This window comes from Chloroflexus aurantiacus J-10-fl (assembly GCF_000018865.1).
In the GTDB taxonomy this organism is placed as follows: Bacteria; Chloroflexota; Chloroflexia; order Chloroflexales; family Chloroflexaceae; genus Chloroflexus; species Chloroflexus aurantiacus.
In genome coordinates this window covers 1,773,911-1,796,312 of the sequence record NC_010175.1, presented here as the reverse complement: position 1 = coordinate 1,796,312, position 22,402 = coordinate 1,773,911, and the positions used below count along the sequence as shown (strand labels likewise).

The window sequence follows — 22,402 nt, the reverse complement described above, 5'->3', positions numbered from 1 at the left end:
CCTTCCAGCCAGGGCCAAAGAGTTGTGCCCACGTATTCTGCGAATTTGACGAAAGTTTTACCAAATAGTTGCAACCACGTCTGCTCACCGTCACGAGACCATATGCGGGCAGCGATTCATCGCCATGGGTGAACAGGCTCATGCCTGGTATCAACACGCTCGTACAGGCACAACCCTATTGCAGGCACGGCTGGCGCATTACCAGCGCCTCACCGGTTACCCACCGTTCAGTTTCCGTTCAGATTGCATGTGGGTGAACACATCACGATACACCGGGAACGTATCGCGCCACAGCACCATCCGCACCAGACCAGGGGCCTGATGGGTATGCAGATCATCGATGAGCGTTTGCAGGACTAGCGGTGCGGCACGAGTAACCGGAAAACCGTAGATACCGGTGGCAATACTGGGAAAAGCGATACTTTGTAGACCATACTGACGGGCCAGCGCCAGGCTTGCGCGATACGCGCTTATGAGCAGCCGGTCGGCTTCTGATGGTGCATAGTGGTCGAAGATAGGCCCAACCGCGTGAATGATATAGCGTGCCGGCAGAGCAAAGCCGGGCGTAATACGAGCTTCGCCGGTTGGACAGGGAGCAACAGCATCACATGCCCGTTGTAGTTCAGCAGCTCCGGCAGCGCGAAAGATTGCACCGCAGACACCACCACCCTGCAGCAACTGTTCATTAGCGGCATTGACAATCGCATCAACCTGTTGGCTCACGATATCGCCCTCGACCACCTCAAGACACGCCTGCCCAATACGTAATGTTAGCGGTTCATTCATCATCCATCCTCCTCTCTAAACAGCCAGGTCTACCGCAGACCCCCATCAGGTACCGGCAGAACTGTGAATACGGCAACACCATCCCCTACCCCGTCCATCGTAAATTAGCCGCAGCGATCCTGCTATAATAGTTTTACAAGGTGCGTCAATTGTGATAGGATTCAGGATGATACGATAATACACTACAGGAGGAGAGAACCATCGAGACCGGAATGATTGCCCGCCGCATCGTCGAGCTGGTAGAAGACAAGCAGGCGCACGACATTGTCCTGCTGGACATCCGCTCGCAGACAACCATAGCCGACTACTTTATCATCTGTACCGCCGACAATGATCGGCAGATGCGAGCGATCATCGACCACATCGACGAGAAGATTTCAACCGAGCACGGGTTAAGCCCGCGCTTTGAAGGGAGCGCCGACACCGGCTGGGTTGTGCTCGACTATCGCGATATTGTGGTGCACATCTTCAGCCAGAGCCAGCGTGAGTACTACCGGTTGGAGCGTCTTTGGAGCAAAGCGATGCCGGTAGTCGTTGTGCAGTGAGGAAGCATATGGGCAAGGAGACTGCGCGGCGCAAAGCAGCGTCGCGACGCAAACGGTTCGTTCTGTTCGCCAGTGGGGCAGCGTTGGGTAGCGCGTTAGGCCTGATCGTCGGTTCAGTGCTGACATTCTGGATCGGCGAAGGTGCAGCGCGGGCCATTCAGCGTGGTTTGCGCCGACTCGGTGGTGATGACGGACGACCGCATTTCGACCTGCTGATGCAGTAGTCAACACCAAAACGGGTAACGATGGGGTTGCCTGCAAGGAGTGCTCTCCGTTTGTCTGAGCATAGAGGCGACTCTGGCGTAGGTGTGCGCCAGAGTTGTTTATATATCTACGAGAGGAAGAGCCATGGATTTGGCAGGAAAGGTTGCGATTATCACCGGCGGCACAGGGGGATTAGGAGTAGCGGTTGTCGAACGTTTGGCGAATGCTGGCGCTACGGTTGTCGCCCCCTTTGTGAAAGAGGATGCATTTCGGTCACTTGCCGAGCGTATACCGGCAGTAATCGGCTTACCGCTCGATCTCACCGATGAATCGGCAACCCAGGCCGCCTATCGCACGATTGCAACCACGCATGGTGGGATCGACATCTTGATCAACGCTGCGGGTGGCTTCGCCGGTGGCGAGCCGGTGCATCAAACGCCATGGGCGCTCTGGCAGGTGCAGCTTGATATAAACCTGAAGACGGCTGTAATTTCGTGTGCCGCTGCCATTCCCCACCTGATTGCTCGCGGTGGCGGGGCAATTGTGAATGTTAGCAGCCGGACTGCGACTCAGGCCGGTGCCAATCTGGCGGCCTATGCGGCTGCCAAGCGAGCGGTGCTGCAACTGACCGAAGCACTGGCTGCCGAATTGCGCCCTCATGACATTACCGTCAACGCCGTATTACCAAGTGTGATTGATACACCAACCAACCGCTCGGCAATGCCAAAAGCAAATCATGAATCCTGGGTGAAACCAGAAGAGATCGCCGCCGTCATTCACTTTCTCGTCAGCCCGGCAGCACGGATCATCAGCGGTGCAGCAATTCCGGTGTATGGGAGGGCTTAAAAGAGTTGACAACAGAGTCGTCTTTCCCCTACAATCACCCGTAGCCCCGTTGCTCAGTGACCATGCTGTCAGCTCGATGTGGAAAGAGGTCAGTCATGGCACTTGATCCCCAAAGCCTGCTTCAGGAACTCAACGATTTGCGTCATCGTTATGCAATGCTGGTGCGGGCACTACGACTGATGATCTACGATTATGATGTGGTTAGTGGCGAGATTAGCTGGAGTGGCGAGACCGAGCATGTCTGTGGACGGACGTTGAGTGAATTGAGTGGTGGTATCGCGCAGTGGGAAGAATTGATCCATCCAGATGATCGCGAGCGGGCAGTTGCATTACTGGGGGAAGCTGAAGCTCGCTTGAGCGAATATGACATTGAGTATCGCTTTCTCCACAAAGATGGTTCGTATGTCTGGATTCTGGATCGCGGCTACTTTCTCGCCGGCCCGGATGGGAAAGCGGTACGGATGGTCGGTATGATGCAAAACATCAGTGAGATCAAGGCCATCGAGTTCGAGCGCTTGCAGATGCAGGCAGAGATTATTGACGCGCAGGAGCGAGCCTTACGTGAATTAAGCACGCCGCTGGTGCCAATCAGTGATCGGGCCGTGGCTTTACCCCTGATTGGTACCATTGATCAGCGCCGGGCTAATCTGATCATTGAAACGTTGCTGGAAGGGGTGTCGGCACGCGGGGCTGAGATCGTGATTGTTGACATCACAGGCGTTGCGACGGTTGACACCTTTGTCGCCGATGCCTTGATTCGCGCGGCGCGAGCCGTGCGCTTACTTGGGACGCGGGTAGTATTGACCGGAATCAGTCCTGAAGTAGCACAGACACTGGTTAGTCTTGGTGCCGATCTGAGTATTTTTGAGACACGGGCTACGCTTCAAGACGGTATTGCGCTGGCAATGAATGGGAGAGAACAGTTCAGAGCTGGTGGACGAATGATGCGGTGACGGGTGTGTCGGTTGTTTTGTTTCGCACTTGTGGGGCTATCCGTGAGCACGCCCGGTGCCCACTCCCGCCATCAGGCGGGCTGAAGCCCTGCCTGACGCCGTGCAAGCCCCTGGGGGGCTATCCGTGAGCACGCCCGGTGCCCACTCCCGCCATCAGGCGGGCTGAAGCCCTGCCTGACGCCGTGCAAGCCCTTGCGGGGTTATATCCAAGAGCACGTTCGGTTCCACTTCCTGCCGTCAGGCAGGTGAATTTTTACCTGACGCCGTGCAAGCCCCTGGGGGGCTATCCGTGAGCACGCCCGGCACCCACTTTCTGCCGTCAGGTGGGCTGAAGCCTTACCTGACGCCGTGCAAGCCCCGCCAGGTCTGTCCGCGAGCACGCCCGGCGCCCACTTCCCGCCGTCAGACCAGCCCCCGAGGGGCTTCCACGTGGTGAGGCAGGGTTTTAACCTGCCGACCCCTTAACCCGCCAATACAACCCGCCGGCTAATACCCCACCAACCTGCTCACTTCGTCGCCAACACCCGGCAATTCGTCTCGTCTTAACTAATCAGGCAACGTTAACACCTGCTCAGGCTCTATATTCCCAACAATTTTGTGCTGCCGTATGATCCGGTTTTCTGTTCGTTTTCATGACGATAATAGTTTTGCCTTGAAGCAAAAAATATTCATTTTTAGAACTAGCATGAGGTCAAAGCATTTGCTATAATGCAATCAATACCGAACACAATGAAGCTGTTCACGGTGTTATGCTGCTGAAGATCGCATCTTCGGTATTCGGCAGTTATCACACAGTGATAATGTGTTCACTGTTCCCATCTTCGGGAGGAGCACCTATCTGTTATTGTGAGATAGGGTCGTGATAGATAATTGCAGCGCAGAGTCAATCTGACAGGAGTGTCATTGCTTACGGCGCTGACCGGTGCGCTGTGAGCTACTTGCTGTGCATACCCTGAAGAGAAGTATCTTCATCACAGCAGGAGAGAGGAGAGTCGTATGTCTGAGGCGAACGGAGCCGGTTCACAGCATGCGCGCACCATTATCAGCGAACTCGAACAATTTTTGCACGATTTGAAGTGCGATGATGGTTTGAGCGACAATACCATCACTTCGTACCGCTGTGATCTGCGGACAGCCGGGCTTGCTCTAAGCCAGGAGCTGAGTGCTATCACGACGGCTGATATTCAGCAGTTCCTGGCGCGGCGTCAGGAGCAACCGGGTACAACGAACCGACGAATTGCCAGTCTGGGTCGGTTTTTTCGCTGGGCATTAGAGCGTGGCTACGTGACGCACAATCCGGTTGAACAGATTGATGGGCGTTTGCCCACCGAACACCGGCCGCAACCGATTACCAACGAGGCTGAGCTACGCGCACTCGATCAGGCGATTGCGGCAGCACCACAGCCCTACCGTCTGATCTTTACGATGCTGCGTGAAATTGGTATCCGCACAGACGAGGTTTTGAATCTGAACGTCGGTGATGTGATTCTTGAACCCGGACGCGAGATGCTCCTGGTTCAGGACAGTAAGAGTGGCAGTAAACGGATGATTGTCTTGACCCCTGACGCGATGCCGCGCTCGCTCCGCGGATTGCGGGTATGGGTACGTGATATGGAGGATGCTGCTCCGGAGACACCGTTGTTCCGCTCCTCACGCGGAACGCGAGTATCGTATGATACCCTGCACCGCCGTTGGGTGGCCGTGTGCAAAGCTGCCCGCCTGATCGACATTGTCGATGGCCGCGAGCAGCCCCGCTATACTTTGCACCACCTGCGGCATACTGCTGCCGCAGAACTGATTGCATTCTACCCGGAACAGGTTGTGCGACGTATCCTCGGTCATCGTGATCCACGGTCGACCCGCCGTTACAGTGAGCTGGTTCGGAGTCGTGCTCATACCGCCGAACGACCGGTTAGCCTCCAGGTGCCATCTCGGCGTGAGGCGATGTAGCGCCCCGACCGCGCCCGATGATCGTTCGGATTGATGCGGCGGCGTTCAGGCGCCGCCATTTGTTATCCCAAAAACTGACGTAAAGCCTGGAAGGTTGGCTCGTACCCTGGCCCACGCAGCATGTTGTGGTTGGTGCCCGGAATGGTTACCATCTGGACAAGATCGGCTGGTGCCGTAGCCCGTAACTCGTCCTGGATCGCCGGTGGAATGATTGTGTAGGCAGGCTCGGCCAAAAGGATTAATACCGGTATCTGCACCCGGGCAATGCGCGGTACCAGTGTCCAATCCTCTGGCATGAGGAAGAGTCCGGCTACCTGCTCGTACCTGCATTCAGCCAACGCCTGGGTCTTCCAGTAGTAATCACAGGGATGCCAGTCGGGATTCAACTCGCGTAGGCGTGGGAGAGTCTCGGTGGGTGGTTGACCAACACCAATAGTAAACTGGGGCAACAGCGAGGGCGCAACGGCTGCTTCCTGGCGAACGAGTGGATCGAGCAAGACAGCTCGCCTGACTGCGGCGCGAGCCGGATGCTGTCCACTGATGAGAGCCAGTGTTGTTGCCCCACCCCACGAGTGGCCTACCATCGCCAGATCGGTGATTGCGAGGGCCTGGATCAGGTCGCCGACAATCCCGGCTATGGTGTCCATATCGTGAGCAGGGCTGAGATCACTCTGGCCATGACCGGGTAAGTCAACCGCAATCACCCGCCAGCCGTCGGCAGCCAGGTCGGCACCTAATCGCCAGAGGGTGACCGCACTGCTGGTAATGCCATGACACAACAGAACGACCGGTCCGTCCGCAGGCCATTCCAGGTAGCTGACCCGCCCATGCGCGAGCTGGATTGCCTTACGTTGCGCTGAGATGTGACATGGTTCGCCTTGCATGACTCACCTTTCTCCAATGCTTACAAAGTCAGAGAGGACGGCTTTTAACGCGGCGAGTGACGGTTCGTGAATGTACATCATATGGCCAGCAGGATAGAAACTCTCGCTAATCTGGCTGCGCAGTGCCGGATCGAGGGCCAGATGACTCAGCGTATAGCGGGTGGCAAAGTAGGGGGTTGCCAGATCGTAGTATCCACTTGCCACATGTACCCGCAGAGCTGGATTCCGATGCATTGCCCGGCGCAAGGTCTCGGCGACATCCACATAGCGGTTCTGATGGTCGTTGAAGCTCCAGGGCCAGACGCGCTCGGTGAGGATTTCATAGGGCAGGTCACTGCTAAAGCCCAACTGCTGACGCACGTAGTCGTTGAGAGCTGCCGTGTACGGGCCAAGAATGGCCGCCAGACTTGGATCTAACTCGACCGTTTCGCCTACCGCGTCACGGTCGCTACCGGTAAACCGGCTATCAAGCCGACCAACTGTGCGTTGCTGATCGCGCAATAATTCCTTAACAAACCGATCATCGCGAATGCGTAATCGTGAACGTTCAATATACTCTCGGCTCAGGCCGGTATAGCGTGCCAGTTGGGTGATGATGCGCTCGGTAGCGGATGGATCAAGCTGGTCACCTTGCAACAGGGCCAGTGCATAATCGCCAAGGGCAAACGCCTCTGCCGCACGTAAGGTTGTGATCAGATCGCGTTGTAGCTCTGGTTCGAGGCGGCGATGGTAGAAGGCAGTTGCGGTGTAGGCCGGCAGGAAGAGCATGTACGGCAAGTCGTTGCCGTGATCGAACGAGAGGGTCTGAAAATGCAGCACGGCTGAAATCAGCATAAGCCCATTCAGGTAGAGGCCATGCCGCTCTTGTAGATAGCCGGCCAGACCGGCTGCCCGTGTGGTACCGTAACTCTCACCGGCCAGATATTTCGGCGACAGCCAGCGTCCATAGCGGCTCACGTAGAGGCGGATGAAATCGCCGACCGACTCGATATCTTTGCGAAAATCGTGGAACTGCTTCGCCGACTCACCTGCGACCGGTCGGCTATAGCCGGTGCTGACCGGATCGATGAAGACGAGATCACTGACATCGAGCAAAGAGTATTGATTGGGCGTCAGTCGACCGGGTGGTGGTAAAGGCCAGCCTTCCTCTTGCATCAAGACGCGGTGGGGGCCGAGCAAGCCGAGGTGTAGCCACACCGATGATGAACCTGGGCCACCATTAAAGGCAAACGTAATTGGCCGCCGACTCAGGTCGGTGACATCATCACGGGTGTAGGCGACAAAGAAGATACCGGCTCGTGCCTGTTCACCGGTACTGACACCGTCTTTCTCGGCCTCCTCCTTCATAATGATGATGCCGGTAGTCGCGGTGTAGCCGATTTCCACCCCGTTAATCGTCACTGAATGATGGGTCTGAACGATCTGATCGGTCGGCGGCGCCGATGGCGCCGGTGGTGGGTTTGTAGGTTGGTTCGTTGTTGTCATAAGGCATGCTGTCCGCTATCATCCCAGACTAATTCAGCCCGTCCAATCCGTACCAGATCACCGTCCTGCACGCCGGCCGCAATCAGGGCTTCGTTAATCCCACTCGCCTCAAGGACGCGCTGAATCCGGTCGAGCGCTTCATCTTGATCGAGATTGCTCATCGCGATCAAGCGTTCAATCTTGATCCCACGTACCCGGAAAGCCTCACCTTCACGTTCGATGGTAAAGGCATTCTCATCAACCTCTGGCAGAGGCCACTGTAGGGGTGGTTCGTCGGGATCGACCGGATCGCGCTGTGGTGGAGGATCGGCCCGCAAAAGGTCGGCAACCCGGCGCAGGAGGGGTTCGATACCCTCACCGGTGGCCGCAGAGATCACGAAGAGGTCTTCAGGAGCCACCGGCAATCGTTCACGTAAGATCGGCAGATTTTCCTGGGCAGCGGGTAGATCGGCTTTATTGAGAGCCACGACCTGCTTGCGTTGGGCAAGTTCAGGCTGATAGAGGCGCAGCTCGGTGTTGATCTGCTCGTAATCATCCCAGGGATAACGACCATCGACACCAGCGGCATCGATAATATGGATCAACAGCCGGGTACGTTCGACATGGCGCAGAAAATCGTGACCGAGACCCACGCCGGCGTGAGCGCCCTCGATCAAACCGGGAATGTCGGCTACCACAAAGCGTTGCAGGCCAACTTCGACAATACCCAGGTTCGGAGTGAGTGTGGTAAAGGGATAGGCGGCAATCTTCGGGCGGGCGGCGCTAATGACCGACAGCAGCGTAGACTTCCCGGCGTTCGGAAAACCGACCAGCCCTACATCGGCCAACATCTTTAGCTCAAGTTCAAGGGTCAACTCCTGGCCCGGTTCTCCCAATTCAGCAAGCCGCGGTGCCTGGCGAGTCGAGGTTGCGAAGTGGATGTTGCCCAACCCACCACGTCCCCCGCGAGCGGCGAGCAGGCGTTGACCAGGGCGGGCCAGATCGACACTGTACGTAACGCCGTCGATAGTTGCCCGCACTACTGTGCCCGGTGGTACCGGTACGTAGACATCAGTGCCGTTGCGCCCATGCATCGCATTTTTGCCACCGTGCCCACCATTTTCGGCAACGAACTTGCGCTGATAGCGAAAATGGAGCAGCGTGTTGTATTCAGGATCGGCGATCAGATAGACGTGACCTCCACGACCACCATCACCGCCATTGGGGCCGCCACGCGGAACATATTTTTCACGCCGGAATGTGGCCGCACCGTTACCACCGTTACCGGCACGTACTACAATTGTTGCCTGATCAAAGAAATCGGTTTCAGTTTTCATAAGCGTATCAACATGGGGTGTCTGATGACGCCCCCAAATTGCGTTTATTTTTAACGGTCAGCTTTCATTATACGTCCGAGTGAGGTATGCAGAGCGGACATGACTCTACCAGGACAATAGGATACGTCTCCACAGGGCAGAGAGAGTGTGTACCTGCTCATGTTGGTTAGGGTTGACGTCGCAGGTATCACAACTTTGGAACTGGTGAATGGGGCAAAAGACTTCCGTGCCTGAAACGAGGTTTTTACCCTCCTTGCTTCAGGCCAGACGTTTTCAGGTGCGTGAGATACTCTCTTCTAACGAAGAGCAAGCTATCTGAACGAGCAGCAGCACATTTCACCGGTGAAGACCTAACGTGTGAGACTAGACTTTGGTCTCGCCCTCGGTCTTCGCATCGCTGCGTGGCTCATCATCACCCTTTACCGCTTTGCGGAATTCGCGAATACTGCTGCCGAGTGCTCCACCCAGACCCGCCAGCTTCCCGGCACCAAAGATCGCAATCACAATAATCAAGATGATTAACAGCTCACCCCAGCCAAGACCACCGATCATACGGCACTCCTTCCTCGTTATTGCACCAGCGCTATCCATGGCTATGCTCATTCATTATACCCCACCAGAGGGGTGTGTCAACGCTGCCCGGTACGCTTCCAGGGTCTTGATTGCTGTCTGCGTCCAGGAAAACTGTTGAGCGCGCTTCAGGCCACGGGTACGCAGATCTGCTCGTACATCAGCACTGGTCAGAATACGCTGCATTGCTTCAGCAAGCGCAGTGGTATCGGTGGGTGAAACCATTATCCCGGCATCGCCGACTACCTCCGGCAGGCTGGATGTGTTCGAGGTGATGACAGGTGTCCCGCAGGCCATTGCTTCGAGTGGTGGCATCCCGAAGCCTTCATATATCGACGGAAAAACAAAGACGGTAGCCGCTGCATACCACAGGGGTAATTCCTCTTCGGGAATATAACCAACGAACTTTACCCGGTCACGTAACTGCAATTGTTCGAGACGGGCAAAGATCGGTTCATACATCCAGCCCTTTCCACCGCCAATAAGGAGAGGAACGGTCGGCACCTGTCGGCTCAGGATGGCAAACGCTTCGAGGAGCGTCGTCAGATTCTTGCGCGGTTCAAGTGTTCCGACGTATAAAATGAAGCGCTCCGGCAGACTATGGCGAACACGGAACTGCTCGAGTTGAACCGGATCAGGCGGACGGAAGTGATGACGCACGGCATTTGGTGTCACAACGACCCGTTCTGGATCAACCCCGAGCAATCCCACCACTTCGCGTTTTGTGTGCTCGGAAACAACGAGAATCCGACTGGCCCGCCGGGCGCTGAGCCGGGTGGCGAAATCGAGGTAGATGCGATTGTAGGCCCGAAACGTTTGCGGAAAGCGGATGAAGGCCAGATCGTGGATGGTGATTACCGTTGGCACCGGACTGAGCAACGGTGCCACGTTAAGGCAGCCGTGATAGAGGTCTGCTTTGCCGCGCAACATGAGTGGCGCAATAATCTGTTCCCACGGAATCCGGACGCGCGGGTTAATGGTTGGTAAGCGTGATGGTTTGACCACGAAGTTGGCCGGTAAGCCGAGGGCCGCCTGATCGAGGCCGCGTGTGGTGTAGACGGTGTAGCGATTCTCGCGATCAATTTGGGCCAGGTGGAGTAAGACTTGTTCGATATAGTGAGAAACACCGGCCCGCCGAAACGAGTGGGTATGCGCAAGCAGATGAGCGTTGATAGCGATATGCATACGATTGAGCGGTTGACTAAGGTGCTACCGCAGTACTGGTCTCGTAGCGATGGTGCGGTACCAATCCCCAATCACTAAACGGAAAGTAGATGAGCCATGCCTGACCGACAACCCGATCCAGCGGTAAGGCATCCCACTCTCGCGAGTCGGAACTATTGCCGCGATTGTCACCCATCACGAAGATACTACCGGCTGGCACCAGGACCGGTCCCTGGGCGCAGGGATACCCACCCAGACAATAGGTGGACGCACCGCGCAGGTATGGCTCATCGAGCGGTTCGTTATTGACAAAGACTTTACCTTCACGAATCTCGATAATGTCACCCGGCAAACCAATAACTCGTTTGATATAATCTTTACGTACATCACGTGGATACTCAAAGACAACAATGTCACCGCGTTGGGGAGGGCGAAAAGGATATACAATACGGGGTGGAAGATCAGATTGGCCGGGAAGCAGGCGTAGTGGTGCGTTTAAATCGAAATGAAAATAGATGAGTTTGTTGACTAAAATATATTGACCGGTGTGGAGCGTTGGCTCCATACTTGAGCCTTCAATCTTGAAATTTTGCACGACACCGCGCACGATGAGAAAAACCAGCAGAATAAAGATAGCTGTTTCGAGCAGTTCACGAACCACGTACCGCAGAGGGGCACGAGGTTGACGAACTTGAACAGTTTCCGGATCACTCGTGAGCGGTTCTGATGATGAAGGACTATTCGTCATAGCATGAACGTGGACACTCTATGCTACACTAAGAGATAGCACGTAAAGCCAAAGATGGTATGCGGAGGGAAGGTTTCCCTCCGCCACCCATGGCATTATACTCGAATGAACGGCAAATTGCCAGTCCGTAGCAATAAAGGAACGTCGATCCTATGTCATCGCTGGCCACATTAGCGCAACCGCTTGCCGATGGAACATTTCAGTGTCTGGCATGTCAGTGGCGTTGCACGCTGGCACCGGGCGAGATTGGGCGTTGTCACATGCGTATCGGTCGTGAAGAAGGGATCGAATTGATCAATCACGGCATGATCAGCGGAGCAGCGATTGGCCCGGTTGAGGATCATCGTCTCTGGCATTTCTTCCCGGATACGACGGTGTTGGCGATTGGCGGATGGGGCTATGCGCTACCTATCGATCAGCAGCGTGGTCCTTACGGCACATTACCAACCGAACCGGCAAAGCAGCGTCGGCTTGAACCGCAACGGGCCGCCGATTTTGCGCTCGAACGGCTTTGCCGCGGTGTGGTGTGGGCATTTGGTGAGCCGGCGGTCAATTTTGAATATGTGCTGGCGCTGCTGCAACTGAGCCGTGCTGCCAGCCGCTATACGGCGATTGTAACCAGCGGTATGCTGAGTCTGGAAGCCTTGAATGAACTAGGACCGTACCTTAACGGCATTAGCCTCGACCTGCGCGGCTTTTCCGATAATGCGTACCAACGGTTGGGTGGGATAAGCGACTGGCGCCACATTCTCCGTTTTGCCGAAGAGGCACAGCAGCGCTGGAAATGTCATATTGAAATTACGACCCGTATTCATCACGGCGTCAATGATCACCCCGATGAGCTGCGTGATCTGGTTGAGTGGATCAAGAAGACCCTGGGTGAGGAAACGCCGTGGCATGTGTTGCCAGGTGATGCCGGGAGCGAGACGGCGGCGGCAACCAAGCAGGCTCGTCGTATCGGCCACGAGGGTGGCTTGCAGTTCATTTACGGTCACGAGCCTAATCAGCCCACACGTTGTCCGTCCTGCCACGCAACGCTGATTAATCGGCAGCACGGTGTGAGCCGGCGGGTTGGTCTCGATGGCAATCGCTGTAGTAATTGTGGTTATGCCACGAATTTGTATCTATCGATCTTTAAGGTGCATCGCACGTAATGTTGTTGTTAAACAGCAGACGACGCTAAAGGAGCGAGTTCTGCATTCGTAGCATCGAGAGCACCTCACCGACTATTGGTTGCACACTGTGTGTCCTGTGCTCGTTGCCCGTCTTGAATTGAGCACAGGATCAATTCCACACCCACAAGAGAGACGTGCTATGCGCAAACCTGAAATAATGAGTCCAGCCGGTTACTGGCCACAACTGTATGCTGCCATTGAAGCCGGCGCGGATGCGGTCTATTTTGGATTAACCCATTTTACGGCGCGGGCCAAGGTAGGCTTTACCCGCAGCGAATTACCTGACGTGATGAAGACGCTTCATCGGCGCGGCGTGAAGGGGTATGTCACCTTTAACACGCTGGTGTTCGATCACGAGATACGGGCTGCCGCAAATGCTCTGGCCGAGATTGCCGCTGCTGGTGCCGATGCGATCATTGTGCAAGACCTCGGCATTGCGGCTCTTGCGCACCGGATTGCGCCTGATCTTCCCATTCATGGTAGTACGCAGATGAGTATTACCAGCGCAGAAGGTGTTGAACTGGCGGCTCGCTACGGTGTGTCGCGGGTTGTACTGGCGCGCGAATTATCGCTGGCAGAGGTGGCCGCGATCCGTGCCCGCAGCCCTATCGAGCTGGAGATCTTTGTCCACGGTGCGCTCTGTGTCTCGTACTCCGGTCAGTGCTTTTCCTCGGAGGCATGGGGAGGGCGCAGCGCCAATCGTGGTCAGTGTGCGCAGGCCTGCCGGTTGCCGTATGAGATGATTGTCGATGGTGAGCACCGACCACTGGGTGCAGCTCGTTATCTCCTCTCGCCGGGTGATCTGGCGGCAATTGATGATATGGCAACCATTGCGCGCCTGGGTGTCAGTGCGCTTAAGATTGAAGGTCGCTACAAAGATGCTGAATATGTTGCGATTACGACGAATGCCTATCGCCGGGCGCTCGATGCGGCATGGGCAGGTTTGCCGTCCGATCTGACCGGGGCTGATCGGCTGCATCTTGAGCAGGTGTATTCGCGTGGTCTGGGGCCTCATTTCCTGCGGGGGACCAATCATCAGGCAGTTGTTGAAGGACGGGCACCACGCCATCGTGGTCTCCTGATGGGGCGCGTCGTACAGGTACGGTCGGATGCGATCATCATTACGCCGGAGCCGGGGCGTGAGGCAGCGCCACTGAAACCCGGTGATGGTGTCGTTTTCGATGCCGCCGACTGGCGTAGTCCAGAGGAGCCGGAAGAGGGTGGCCGGATCGTCGCCGTCGAACCGGTAGGTGATGGCCGGCTGGCAATCCGGTTTATGAAGGGGGTGATCAATCCGCGCCGGATTCGGGTCGGTGATCTGCTCTGGCGCACGTCTGATCCGCAGACCGAACGGATTGCTCGCCCCTTCGTCCAACCGGCGGCGCCGGTGCGCCGGCAACCGGTGCGTGTTCACGTCCAGGCATCCGCCGGTACGGCTCTGGAAATGAGGTGGACGCTCATCGATCAGCCGGCATTGTCGGTCGTTGTGCGGAGTGAGACATCGCTCACAACTGCGCAAAACCGACCGCTTGATGAAGCAACGTTACGTGATCAACTCAGTCGACTGGGGGATACGCCCTACATTCTGAGCGAACTTTCGGCGGTGATTGAAGGCAATCCCTTCGTACCGGTATCACTGCTCAACCAGTTACGCCGTCAGGCAACGACGCAACTCGCCGAATTGCAGAGTCAACCACCCGCGTTGACCATTCTTAATCCCGATCAGGTGGTAGATGAAGCCCTGGCCGCAGTAGAACCGACCGCACCGTCGGCAACACCGCACCTGCACCTGTTGGTGCGTTCGCCCGAACAGCTCGCGGCAGCGATTGCCCTGCGCCCTGATAGCATCACGCTCGACTACCTTGATCTTGAGGGATTGAAGCCGGCGCTGGCTCAGATTCGTGACGCCGGTATTCCCGCCCGGATCGCCGCCCCACGTGTGCTCAAGCCCGAAGATGAGCGGATCGTGCGGTTTCTGCGCAAACTACAAACCCCGTTGCTGGTACGCTCAACCGGCTTGCTCGAACTGCTGCGCGATGATCCGACCGTAGCGTTAACTGGCGATTTCAGCCTGAACGCCGCAAATGTCCTGACCGCCGATCTGCTGCTGAAACTGGGATTGCAACGATTAACACCCACCCATGATCTCAACGCCGAACAGATCGCGCATCTGGCGGAGCGGATTGGCGGGAGCCGGATTGAGGTGATCGCCTACCACCATCTTCCGGTCTTCCACACCGAACATTGCGTCTTCTGTCGGTTTCTGTCGAATGGTACCAGCTATAAAGACTGTGGTCGGCCCTGCGAACGGCATCACGTGGCATTACGCGATACAAATGGACGAGAACATCCGGTGATTGCTGATGTCGGTTGTCGCAATACTGTGTTCGGTGCCGAGGCGCAGGAAGCCAGTAAATACCTTGATCGCTGGCGGGCTGCCGGGATCGGGCACTACCGCCTGGAATTCGTTCACGAGTCGGCGGCGCAGGTCACTGCTATCAGCGAGGCATTTCGGGCATATCTCCACAACACGATCAGCGCAGCCGAGCTAGGCCGTCGCTTACGCCAGTGCTCACCGCAGGGCGTGACGGAGGGGAGCTTCTTCGTACCGGCAAACTATCAGTACATTCCACTACAGTAGAGAGGATACGCTCATGGTCGCGAGTTTGTGGGATCAACTGGCCCGGCGCCTGGTTGATGCACTCGGCGCCCAACGCAGTGAGCTGATTGAGGTTCGTGACGAAGCGGGCAATCAACGTCTGCTGCACGCGGTGTTGCTGGCTCTGGAAAGCATTGGCGCGGAACCACTGATTGCCATTCAGCCGGCGCAGCACGTTGAACGTTTACTGGCAACGACACCGCCAGAGGTGCTCACCGAGCGACATCAGCGATATGCCGAATGGTTAAAACTCGTTGATCGCTCACTGACGCTGATCGGCGCGCAACCAGACCTGAAACAGGTGGCTGATGAAGCGCTGTGCGCCTTCGGTACCTCCTACGACCGGCTGGAAATGGTGCGTGAGGAGCGGCGTATTCCACAGGTCATTGCTGCCATCCCGACCATTGGCAAAGCAGCCCAATTGGGCATCAGTCACGAAGAACTGGAATTGCGCATGATGCCGGCGTTGCTGGTAGAACCGGCAGAACTGCGTGCTATCACCGAGCGGGTCATGCCGGCACTGCATAATGCATCTACCATCACCATCGTGAGTGGGCCGGGGTATGAGTTACGACTCGACCACGGTGAACGCCCGTGGTTGTGTGATACCGGCCAACTGACCACCAGTGTCGGTGAGACAGGAGCCATCGTGATCAACCTGCCGGCAGGATCAATCTACACTACTGTCCTTGAGGAGAGCGCCGAAGGCGATCTCTTCTTGCCGGTGGCCGGCCCGGCCCGCGCCGTTCATCTCCACTTTGCCGGTGGTCGCGTCACGCAGATTGAAGCGGCCAGCGGAGCCGACCAGCTCAATGCGCTCTTCGACCGCCACAGTGGTGAACCACGCCGGATCAGCCATATTGGTATTGGCCTCAATCCGCGATTGCACCATCCTATTGGCTGGACAATCGTTGATGAGCATATTCAGGGCGCACTCTTCATTGCGTTTGGCGAGAACCGGTATATGGGCGGAGCGAATGCCTCATCGCTCAACATAGATTTTGTGATCAGTGCGGCCAGTTTGCGGGTCGATGAGCGGGTGATCGTTGATCAGGGACGTTTGATCGTGTAACTGTTCGTCCTACACGTCGTTAGACAGGAGCATTAGAGCGATAATGTTGCAACCGCACGAAATGCATCTGGCGGGTGATCTATTAGACTTCTTGCGCGATCCATCTACTGCCATTGCCCGCGATTTTGCTACGCAGGCGACACTCATGCGTATCGCAAGCGGTGCAACCGTTTTTGCCGAAGGCGATGAGTGTAGCTTTTTTGCGATTCTTGCCGATGGTCAGATTCGGGTGTTCAAAATTGGCGAAACCGGACGGGAGATTACGCTCTATCGGTTTGGTCGTGGTGAGAGCTGCATTCTCACTACCAGTTGTGTCTTGAGTAACCATCAGTTCCCGGCAATCGCTGTGGTTGAACGTGAGGCAACCGCCTTTCTGGTTGGTCAGGCAATCTTTCGCGATTGGATCGAGCGCTATAGCGCCTGGCGTGACTATGTCTTTCAACTGCTTTCAAGGCGGCTGGCATCGGTAATGGCAATCATTGACGAGATCGCCTTCCGACGGGTTGATGTGCGCCTGGCGGCATTTCTGCTGCGGCAGGCTGTTGGTGATCCGCCTACACTCAATCTCACCCATCAGCAAATTGCCGCCGAGCTAGGCACATCGCGCGAAGTCGTCAGTCGCATTCTGGCCGACTTCAGTGAGGAGGGGCTTATCAGCAGCAGTCGCGGGCAAATCACGGTGTGTGATCGAACGCGCCTGTATCAGCGGAGCGAAGCGCGCTGAAGCCGACCGGAAAGGAGACTGCGGTGGATGTGTCGGTGCTGACGCAGAAACTCAGTGATAATGCCAGACGGATACAGGTATTGCTTGCAGGGGCATCGCTCGAACAGGCGCGTTGGAAGCCGCAACCTGCAATGTGGTCGATGCTCGAAGTGATTGGTCATCTGGCCGATGAGGAGCAATACGATTTTCGGGTGCGCCTCGACTACACACTCCACCGTCCGGGAGAACGCTGGCCACCGATTGATCCAGAGGGTTGGGTGATAGCTCATCGCTACAACGAAGGCGATCTTACTACGACCCTGGAGCGCTTCCTTACAGCTCGTGCCGAGTCGATCCAATGGTTGCGTGGCCTGCACCAACCTGACTGGAACGCAACCTACACTGCACCATTTGGTGTCATACGTGCGGGTGATTTGCTGGCAGCCTGGGTAGCCCACGATCTGCTGCATCTCCGTCAGTTGGTCGAGCTGCACTGGGCCTGTCTGGCGCAAGACGTTGTTCCTTATCAGACGATCTACGCCGGTGAGTGGTGACCTTATGAGCGATAGGCGAGGTTTTCTATGACGATTCGGGTGTGCCTGGCGGGTGCGACCGGATGGGCCGGTTCGGCACTTGCCCGTGCGATTGCGCAAACTGACGATATTGTGCTGAGTGCTGCGCTAAGCCGCCGCGCTGCCGGGCAGTCGCTGGCCGATGTGTTGGGTGAACCACGACTGACGTGTCCTGTCTACGCGACCGCTGCTGAAGCATTGACGCAGCCGTGTGATGTCTTTTTCGAGTATACCCGTCCTGACGTTGCGAAAGCCAATGTCTTGACCGCCCTGCAACACGGATGTCACGTGGTGATTGGTACTTCGGGGCTGAGTGATGACGACTATCGCGAGATTGATGCAGTGGCAACAGCGCAGCAACGGGGCGTGCTGGCAGCAGGCAACTTTGCTTTGACTGCCGTCTTGCTGCAACGGTTTGCCAGTATTGCTGCCCGCTACATCGAACAGTGGGAGATCATCGATTATGCCCGCGATAGCAAACCGGACGCACCGAGCGGGACAGCGCGTGAACTGGCTGCCAGGCTGGGGCAGATTCGCTCGTCGCATCTGAGCGTACCGCTTGAGCAAACCCAGGGTGTTCCGGCAACCCGTGGTGCCCGCCTAAACGGCATGCAAGTGCATTCGGTGCGTCTACCGGGCTACACAATCGGGCTGGAAATCATCTTTGGCATGCCCGACCAGCGGCTGAGCATTCGCCATGATGCCGGTGCCAGTGCCGAACCCTATGTCGCCGGAGCACTGTTGGCCATCCGGCGCGTGGGGAAACTGGTTGGTCTGCATCGGGGACTTGATAGTGTCTTAGAGCTGTAGAAACCTGAGCATGTGAAGCAGGTATGCCGCTCGTGCGCATAGGTACGGTGCAGAGGCTCCCACAGCTCGCACATCCACGCCGGTATCATTGCGCTTATGTGCGACTCCACTGCATCTCAAAGGCAACATCCGGCGGCAGGTCTGGGCGAGCTGCGGCAGCGATGGCCAGTTCGTGACAACGTTCATTGTCAGGTACGCCCTGATGACCGGGCACCCAGACGAACTCAACCTGATGACCTTCACACAGCAAGCGCAATTCAGCCCAGAGATCGGCATTTTTTACCGGTTCGGTCTCGCTGCGCATCCAGTTTTGTGCCTGCCAGCGGTGTATCCAGCCTTTGCGAAAAGCATCGACGACGTAGCGCGAGTCGCTGTGCAGGCGTACCGACACCGGTCGCTTGAGTGCACGCAGCCCGACAATACAGGCCATTAACTCCATGCGGTTGTTGGTCGTGAGCCGAAAACCACCGGTGAGTTCCTGGTAATGGTCATTGTAGCGCAGCACAACGCCGTACCCGCCCGGCCCAGGATTGCCGAGAGCACTACCGTCGGTGTACATCATCACAATCCCGTTTGTGGAGGAAGAAGAAGCGTCCTCTGAGGGGGATGTTGCCGGTCGTGACAATGGCTGTTGCGTGTTCTGATCCGGTTCAGCTTCGGCGTGTGGCGCATGCTCGTAGTCAGCGAGCAATTGCAGTGCCAGCGTCTGTTCGGTCGCAGGCAACGATCTTACCCACTCGTGGGCGGCGGCTATGGTTGAAAAGCCTTTGTAGAGTGCGCCGGGAAAGCCGGTTACCTGAGCAGATGCACCATCCTCACCTGACCACTGCTGATAGAGACCGGGATTTCGGCCACGTACCACAAGATAGAATTGCTTTTTTTGCGCCATACATTGTTGTGGTTCTGTACTCGATACCGGCGTTACTATACCATCTTTTTTGCACGTATCTGAAACTCGCCACAAACTTCTGCGCTTCGACCCTTGACTTTCACATAAACCTTGGGTATAGTACCTATGTCGGTATTTGCACACTGTATTGCCGGTCAGGCGTGAAGGAGGTGATGCCCATGGGTAGTAGTAAGCGTATGGGTGTCACCGCTGGTGAGGCCCGCTAGGCTTTACCGAACCGGTGACCCCTTCCTCCAGTGGAGAGACGTTGCACTGCAACGTCTCTCTTTATTTATGGCGCAGAGACGTCAGCGCATGATGTCAATTAGCACGCGATCTAAGATGTATCCCTTTGGCAACCTCTTATTTGCCGCATCCCTTTGTACGGCAATGCGAATAGACGAATGTATCGTCCGTAGGGGCGGGTTCTAAACCCGCCCCTAAAGAATCATGCAGGCGACGCCCACAGATCGTTGTGGGGCACGCATAGTCACGGTTCACCGCGTGTCTGGTGACAGGTAATAATGGCCGGTATCGATTAAGATTTGATATGGGCGGGATAATATACAGACTCGTGGTTTCCCCAACCCTTAACGAACCGTGCGAAAGAAGGTAACCATATCAAGCATCCCGTAGAGGCTGGCACTGCGAAACGTGATACTGGTGCCGGCAGTGTATTGCAAAACAACCTCTTCCCAGGTCGGTACATCTGCCTGCGCTTCCTCGGCCAGCGCTGCGTGCGCAAAATAACCGAGGGTAATGTGCGGCATGTACGGTTCATAAGCGGCTATGCCGAAGCGACTGCGGAAAGTAGCGTTCCAGGAGCTGCGCAGGCCGTTGAGGGTAGTGAAGGTATCCAGTGTCTCTGCGGTGGGCGCCAGCAATGCTACCAGAGCGGCTTGATGAACAATAACCAGCCTCTGCACGGTAAAACTCACCTGCCAGCCGCGCCGCCGGATCAGTGGTGAACCGGCAATCGTGCCGCTGATGAGATTGCCGTGGCTGAGCGCACCGGGAATATCGATCAGCAAATCTTCAATGCGCTGCCGCACCTCTGGCAGCGCATGGGCAACATTGCCATCGTTTGGTCCATCCCAAAGCGTAACGTGATACGTTGCCGGCGGCAGAGCACAAAACAGATACCGGCGTAACAGATCATCGGTGTTGAGGGAACACATCGCGGCACGCAGACCGCGGTAGAGTGTATATTCGGGAATGGCGTCAAGAGCGCAATCGAGTCTTAACCATGGCCCGTCGCGCCGTAATCCAATATTGTCGAACAAGATGGTCAAGCCCCGGTACGTAGCCCAGCACGGCTTAAAACCGGCAATTTTGGGATTGGTGATGGTCAACATAGCGACCGGGTGAAATAATGTTGTTGTGCCATAGCGCCTATACGTATCTATGCGCACACAGCAATAATACCTGATCGGTGAGGGATGCTATTACCTGCGCACAATTGGTACTCGACGTAGCTTTCGCGACAAAGGAAAATAGCAATGTTGTTGGTTCTCTGTACTGTTGCACCCTTACCGCCGGTTGCCACACAACAGCGTTGAACACATGCGTTACCGTATCAGCCCTCTCGTCCAGGCCGGGCGTTGGAGCGTGAACCGGCCTGTAGAGCAGACCGATTCACGCTCCTGATCAGATACCGAAAGGACCTAGCCCTCAACAGCTTTCAGGTCTTCCAGAATTGGCTGCGCAGCCTGGGTCAATTCATTGTTAACCTCGGCGAAGACGGCACTTGGTGTTTCGCCATTGACAATAATCCGCTCCAGGCCCTTGCCGATGATCTGATCGCCGTTGCGCACGAACACGCGAGCCGCATCCTGGGCACGGGTCTTCGGCAACTGATCGACTGCGGTCTTGAAATTCGGGTTCTGATTGAAGAACTCAACCATTTCCGGGGTTTGCTTTGTGCTGATGCGCACCGGCATATAGCCAGTGCTGCGTGCCCACATCCCGGCGTTGGTAGAACTGGTCGCAAACGCGATGTACTTCATCGCGGCCAGTTGCTTCTCGGCGGGTGCGCGACTGACAATCGCCAGGCCGGCACCACCTGTCGGACACCCGAAGTTGGTCTCGCGGGGCAGGAAGCCGACGCCAACCGGGAAGGTAGCAGTCGCCTGAATACCGGCCAGAGCACCGGTTGAAGCCATCATCGACGCAATCGCACCACCGATAAAGTCCTGATTCAGATTGGGCGAGAGGATTGCCCACTTCTCTTTGAGCACGGTGTCCTGGTAGAACTGAGCAGCGCGCAGGGTGTTGGGATCGGTCATGGTCATGGTGAAATCGGGTTGCGAATACTGACCGCCGAACTGCCAGACGACACCCTGGAAGAGCCACGCGATATAGCTGGCGCCGTTAGGGTGACCAAAGGCTGCCCGGCTCCCATCACTCTTCACCAGTTTTGGTGCCCATTCCGCAAACTCGGCCCAGGTTTCTGGTGCGCGGTCGGGTAGGCCGGCCTCGGCCCAAATGTCTTTGTTGTAGTAGAAGAGTGGCGTGCTGCGGGCAAACGGAATCCAGTAGTGAACACCCTTGCGTACCCCTTCGTTCAGCAACACCGGCTCGTAATCGCTGAAGTCGAGATTGACCTGGCGGGCGAGATCATCGAGGGCGGTGATTGCACCGGCAAGGTAGAAACCGAACCACCACACATCCGAGAGCAGGATGACATCGGGGGTGGTGTTGGCCTGCAAGGCCGCCGTAAACTTCTGCGCGGTCTCTTCGTAGCTGCCCTGGAACTGATACTCGACTTCAACTTCGTCTTGCGAGTCGTTGAACGCCTTGACCATCGCTTGCTCGGCTTCACCCAGGTTACCGCTGAACGATCCCCAATACGTGATCTTGACCGTCGAGCCGGGCTGGCTAACAACCGCCGGGGCAGTGGGGGACTGACCGGTTGATTGTCCGCTTTGTGCTCCACACGCCGCCAGCACCGCCGCACCGCTACCTGCCATCATCAGGCGCAACAATTCGCGCCGGGTGAGTGTCTGTTTCATAATTGCTCCTCATTACTATCAAACTATTTGCATACGGCACAAAACCGTATTGCACCAGGA

General features: G+C 56.4%; 21 protein-coding genes. 11 read left to right on the top strand and 10 right to left on the bottom strand.

Annotated features, from left to right (window positions below):
- Positions 1-216 precede the first annotated feature (216 nt).
- Positions 217-789 (bottom strand): macro domain-containing protein, encoded by a 573-nt coding sequence (locus CAUR_RS06770; protein WP_012257177.1) that lies wholly within the window; start codon positions 787-789, stop codon positions 217-219.
- Positions 790-998: 209 nt separating this feature from the next.
- Here CAUR_RS06770 and rsfS point away from each other — a divergent pair, with 209 nt between their 5' ends.
- The 5 genes from rsfS to CAUR_RS06745 all read left to right on the top strand — a co-directional run bounded on the left by rsfS (position 999) and on the right by CAUR_RS06745 (position 5,284).
- A complete protein-coding gene (rsfS, locus tag CAUR_RS06765; protein WP_012257176.1) occupies positions 999-1,331 on the top strand; it encodes a ribosome silencing factor in 333 nt (110 codons plus the stop codon).
- Between the two features lie 8 nt (positions 1,332-1,339).
- A complete protein-coding gene (locus CAUR_RS06760) occupies positions 1,340-1,555 on the top strand; it encodes a hypothetical protein (protein WP_012257175.1) in 216 nt (71 codons plus the stop codon).
- 124 nt (positions 1,556-1,679) lie between these two features.
- Entirely contained in the window at positions 1,680-2,381 is a 702-nt protein-coding gene (locus tag CAUR_RS06755; RefSeq protein WP_012257174.1) for an SDR family NAD(P)-dependent oxidoreductase, read from the top strand.
- Positions 2,382-2,476: 95 nt separating this feature from the next.
- Positions 2,477-3,334 (top strand): PAS domain-containing protein, encoded by an 858-nt coding sequence (locus CAUR_RS06750; RefSeq protein ID WP_012257173.1) that lies wholly within the window; start codon positions 2,477-2,479, stop codon positions 3,332-3,334.
- A gap of 996 nt (positions 3,335-4,330) precedes the next feature.
- Positions 4,331-5,284: a tyrosine-type recombinase/integrase gene (locus CAUR_RS06745; protein ID WP_012257172.1), complete on the top strand. Its 954-nt coding sequence runs from the start codon at positions 4,331-4,333 to the stop codon at positions 5,282-5,284.
- A gap of 62 nt (positions 5,285-5,346) precedes the next feature.
- Here CAUR_RS06745 and CAUR_RS06740 read toward each other — a convergent pair whose 3' ends face one another.
- From CAUR_RS06740 to lepB, 6 genes are all read right to left on the bottom strand, one after another.
- Complete coding sequence (locus tag CAUR_RS06740) at positions 5,347-6,168, bottom strand: alpha/beta fold hydrolase (RefSeq protein WP_012257171.1); 822 nt, start codon at positions 6,166-6,168, stop codon at positions 5,347-5,349.
- A 3-nt stretch (positions 6,169-6,171) separates the two neighbouring features.
- Positions 6,172-7,653: a S10 family peptidase gene (locus CAUR_RS06735; protein WP_012257170.1), complete on the bottom strand. Its 1,482-nt coding sequence runs from the start codon at positions 7,651-7,653 to the stop codon at positions 6,172-6,174.
- A complete protein-coding gene (gene obgE, locus CAUR_RS06730; protein WP_012257169.1) occupies positions 7,650-8,969 on the bottom strand; it encodes a GTPase ObgE in 1,320 nt (439 codons plus the stop codon). Before obgE ends, CAUR_RS06735 begins: the two co-directional genes overlap by 4 nt.
- A gap of 363 nt (positions 8,970-9,332) precedes the next feature.
- A complete protein-coding gene (gene tatA, locus CAUR_RS06725; RefSeq protein ID WP_012257168.1) occupies positions 9,333-9,521 on the bottom strand; it encodes a twin-arginine translocase TatA/TatE family subunit in 189 nt (62 codons plus the stop codon).
- 54 nt (positions 9,522-9,575) lie between these two features.
- Positions 9,576-10,724 (bottom strand): glycosyltransferase family 4 protein, encoded by a 1,149-nt coding sequence (locus CAUR_RS06720; protein WP_012257167.1) that lies wholly within the window; start codon positions 10,722-10,724, stop codon positions 9,576-9,578.
- A 16-nt stretch (positions 10,725-10,740) separates the two neighbouring features.
- Positions 10,741-11,451: a signal peptidase I gene (gene lepB, locus CAUR_RS06715; protein ID WP_012257166.1), complete on the bottom strand. Its 711-nt coding sequence runs from the start codon at positions 11,449-11,451 to the stop codon at positions 10,741-10,743.
- A 152-nt stretch (positions 11,452-11,603) separates the two neighbouring features.
- Here lepB and CAUR_RS06710 point away from each other — a divergent pair, with 152 nt between their 5' ends.
- From CAUR_RS06710 to dapB, 6 genes are all read left to right on the top strand, one after another.
- Entirely contained in the window at positions 11,604-12,605 is a 1,002-nt protein-coding gene (locus CAUR_RS06710; protein WP_012257165.1) for a radical SAM protein, read from the top strand.
- Between the two features lie 160 nt (positions 12,606-12,765).
- Complete coding sequence (locus CAUR_RS06705) at positions 12,766-15,267, top strand: U32 family peptidase (protein ID WP_012257164.1); 2,502 nt, start codon at positions 12,766-12,768, stop codon at positions 15,265-15,267.
- Positions 15,268-15,280: 13 nt separating this feature from the next.
- The gene (locus CAUR_RS06700; RefSeq protein WP_012257163.1) at positions 15,281-16,357 is read left to right on the top strand and encodes an aminopeptidase; all 1,077 of its coding nucleotides are present in this window, start codon (positions 15,281-15,283) and stop codon (positions 16,355-16,357) included.
- 43 nt (positions 16,358-16,400) lie between these two features.
- Positions 16,401-17,081 carry a Crp/Fnr family transcriptional regulator gene (locus CAUR_RS06695; RefSeq protein ID WP_012257162.1) on the top strand — a complete coding sequence of 227 codons (681 nt, stop codon included), beginning with the start codon at positions 16,401-16,403 and terminating at the stop codon, positions 17,079-17,081.
- A gap of 23 nt (positions 17,082-17,104) precedes the next feature.
- The gene (locus tag CAUR_RS06690; RefSeq protein WP_012257161.1) at positions 17,105-17,614 is read left to right on the top strand and encodes a DinB family protein; all 510 of its coding nucleotides are present in this window, start codon (positions 17,105-17,107) and stop codon (positions 17,612-17,614) included.
- Positions 17,615-17,641: 27 nt separating this feature from the next.
- A complete protein-coding gene (gene dapB / locus CAUR_RS06685; RefSeq protein WP_012257160.1) occupies positions 17,642-18,442 on the top strand; it encodes a 4-hydroxy-tetrahydrodipicolinate reductase in 801 nt (266 codons plus the stop codon).
- A 94-nt stretch (positions 18,443-18,536) separates the two neighbouring features.
- Here the strand turns inward: dapB and rnhA are convergent, their stop codons facing one another.
- The 3 genes from rnhA to CAUR_RS06670 form a co-directional block, all read right to left on the bottom strand.
- Positions 18,537-19,331, bottom strand: coding sequence for a ribonuclease HI (gene rnhA, locus CAUR_RS06680; RefSeq protein ID WP_012257159.1), 795 nt, complete (start codon positions 19,329-19,331; stop codon positions 18,537-18,539).
- A 590-nt stretch (positions 19,332-19,921) separates the two neighbouring features.
- A complete protein-coding gene (locus CAUR_RS06675) occupies positions 19,922-20,686 on the bottom strand; it encodes a hypothetical protein (protein ID WP_012660645.1) in 765 nt (254 codons plus the stop codon).
- Between the two features lie 309 nt (positions 20,687-20,995).
- Positions 20,996-22,342 (bottom strand): ABC transporter substrate-binding protein, encoded by a 1,347-nt coding sequence (locus CAUR_RS06670; RefSeq protein WP_012257157.1) that lies wholly within the window; start codon positions 22,340-22,342, stop codon positions 20,996-20,998.
- Positions 22,343-22,402 lie beyond the last annotated feature (60 nt).

Bases quoted from the DNA above. Each gene is read 5' to 3' on its own strand.
- CAUR_RS06770 (WP_012257177.1), bottom strand. From the start codon at position 789: ATGATGAATGAACCGCTAACATTACGTATTGGGCAGGCGTGTCTTGAG.
- rsfS (WP_012257176.1), top strand. From the start codon at position 999: ATGATTGCCCGCCGCATCGTCGAGCTGGTAGAAGACAAGCAGGCGCAC.
- CAUR_RS06760 (WP_012257175.1), top strand. From the start codon at position 1,340: ATGGGCAAGGAGACTGCGCGGCGCAAAGCAGCGTCGCGACGCAAACGG.
- CAUR_RS06755 (WP_012257174.1), top strand. From the start codon at position 1,680: ATGGATTTGGCAGGAAAGGTTGCGATTATCACCGGCGGCACAGGGGGA.
- CAUR_RS06750 (WP_012257173.1), top strand. From the start codon at position 2,477: ATGGCACTTGATCCCCAAAGCCTGCTTCAGGAACTCAACGATTTGCGT.
- CAUR_RS06745 (WP_012257172.1), top strand. From the start codon at position 4,331: ATGTCTGAGGCGAACGGAGCCGGTTCACAGCATGCGCGCACCATTATC.
- CAUR_RS06740 (WP_012257171.1), bottom strand. From the start codon at position 6,168: ATGCAAGGCGAACCATGTCACATCTCAGCGCAACGTAAGGCAATCCAG.
- CAUR_RS06735 (WP_012257170.1), bottom strand. From the start codon at position 7,653: ATGACAACAACGAACCAACCTACAAACCCACCACCGGCGCCATCGGCG.
- obgE (WP_012257169.1), bottom strand. From the start codon at position 8,969: ATGAAAACTGAAACCGATTTCTTTGATCAGGCAACAATTGTAGTACGT.
- tatA (WP_012257168.1), bottom strand. From the start codon at position 9,521: ATGATCGGTGGTCTTGGCTGGGGTGAGCTGTTAATCATCTTGATTATT.
- CAUR_RS06720 (WP_012257167.1), bottom strand. From the start codon at position 10,724: ATGCATATCGCTATCAACGCTCATCTGCTTGCGCATACCCACTCGTTT.
- lepB (WP_012257166.1), bottom strand. From the start codon at position 11,451: ATGACGAATAGTCCTTCATCATCAGAACCGCTCACGAGTGATCCGGAA.
- CAUR_RS06710 (WP_012257165.1), top strand. From the start codon at position 11,604: ATGTCATCGCTGGCCACATTAGCGCAACCGCTTGCCGATGGAACATTT.
- CAUR_RS06705 (WP_012257164.1), top strand. From the start codon at position 12,766: ATGCGCAAACCTGAAATAATGAGTCCAGCCGGTTACTGGCCACAACTG.
- CAUR_RS06700 (WP_012257163.1), top strand. From the start codon at position 15,281: ATGGTCGCGAGTTTGTGGGATCAACTGGCCCGGCGCCTGGTTGATGCA.
- CAUR_RS06695 (WP_012257162.1), top strand. From the start codon at position 16,401: ATGTTGCAACCGCACGAAATGCATCTGGCGGGTGATCTATTAGACTTC.
- dapB (WP_012257160.1), top strand. From the start codon at position 17,642: ATGACGATTCGGGTGTGCCTGGCGGGTGCGACCGGATGGGCCGGTTCG.
- rnhA (WP_012257159.1), bottom strand. From the start codon at position 19,331: ATGGCGCAAAAAAAGCAATTCTATCTTGTGGTACGTGGCCGAAATCCC.
- CAUR_RS06675 (WP_012660645.1), bottom strand. From the start codon at position 20,686: ATGTTGACCATCACCAATCCCAAAATTGCCGGTTTTAAGCCGTGCTGG.
- CAUR_RS06670 (WP_012257157.1), bottom strand. From the start codon at position 22,342: ATGAAACAGACACTCACCCGGCGCGAATTGTTGCGCCTGATGATGGCA.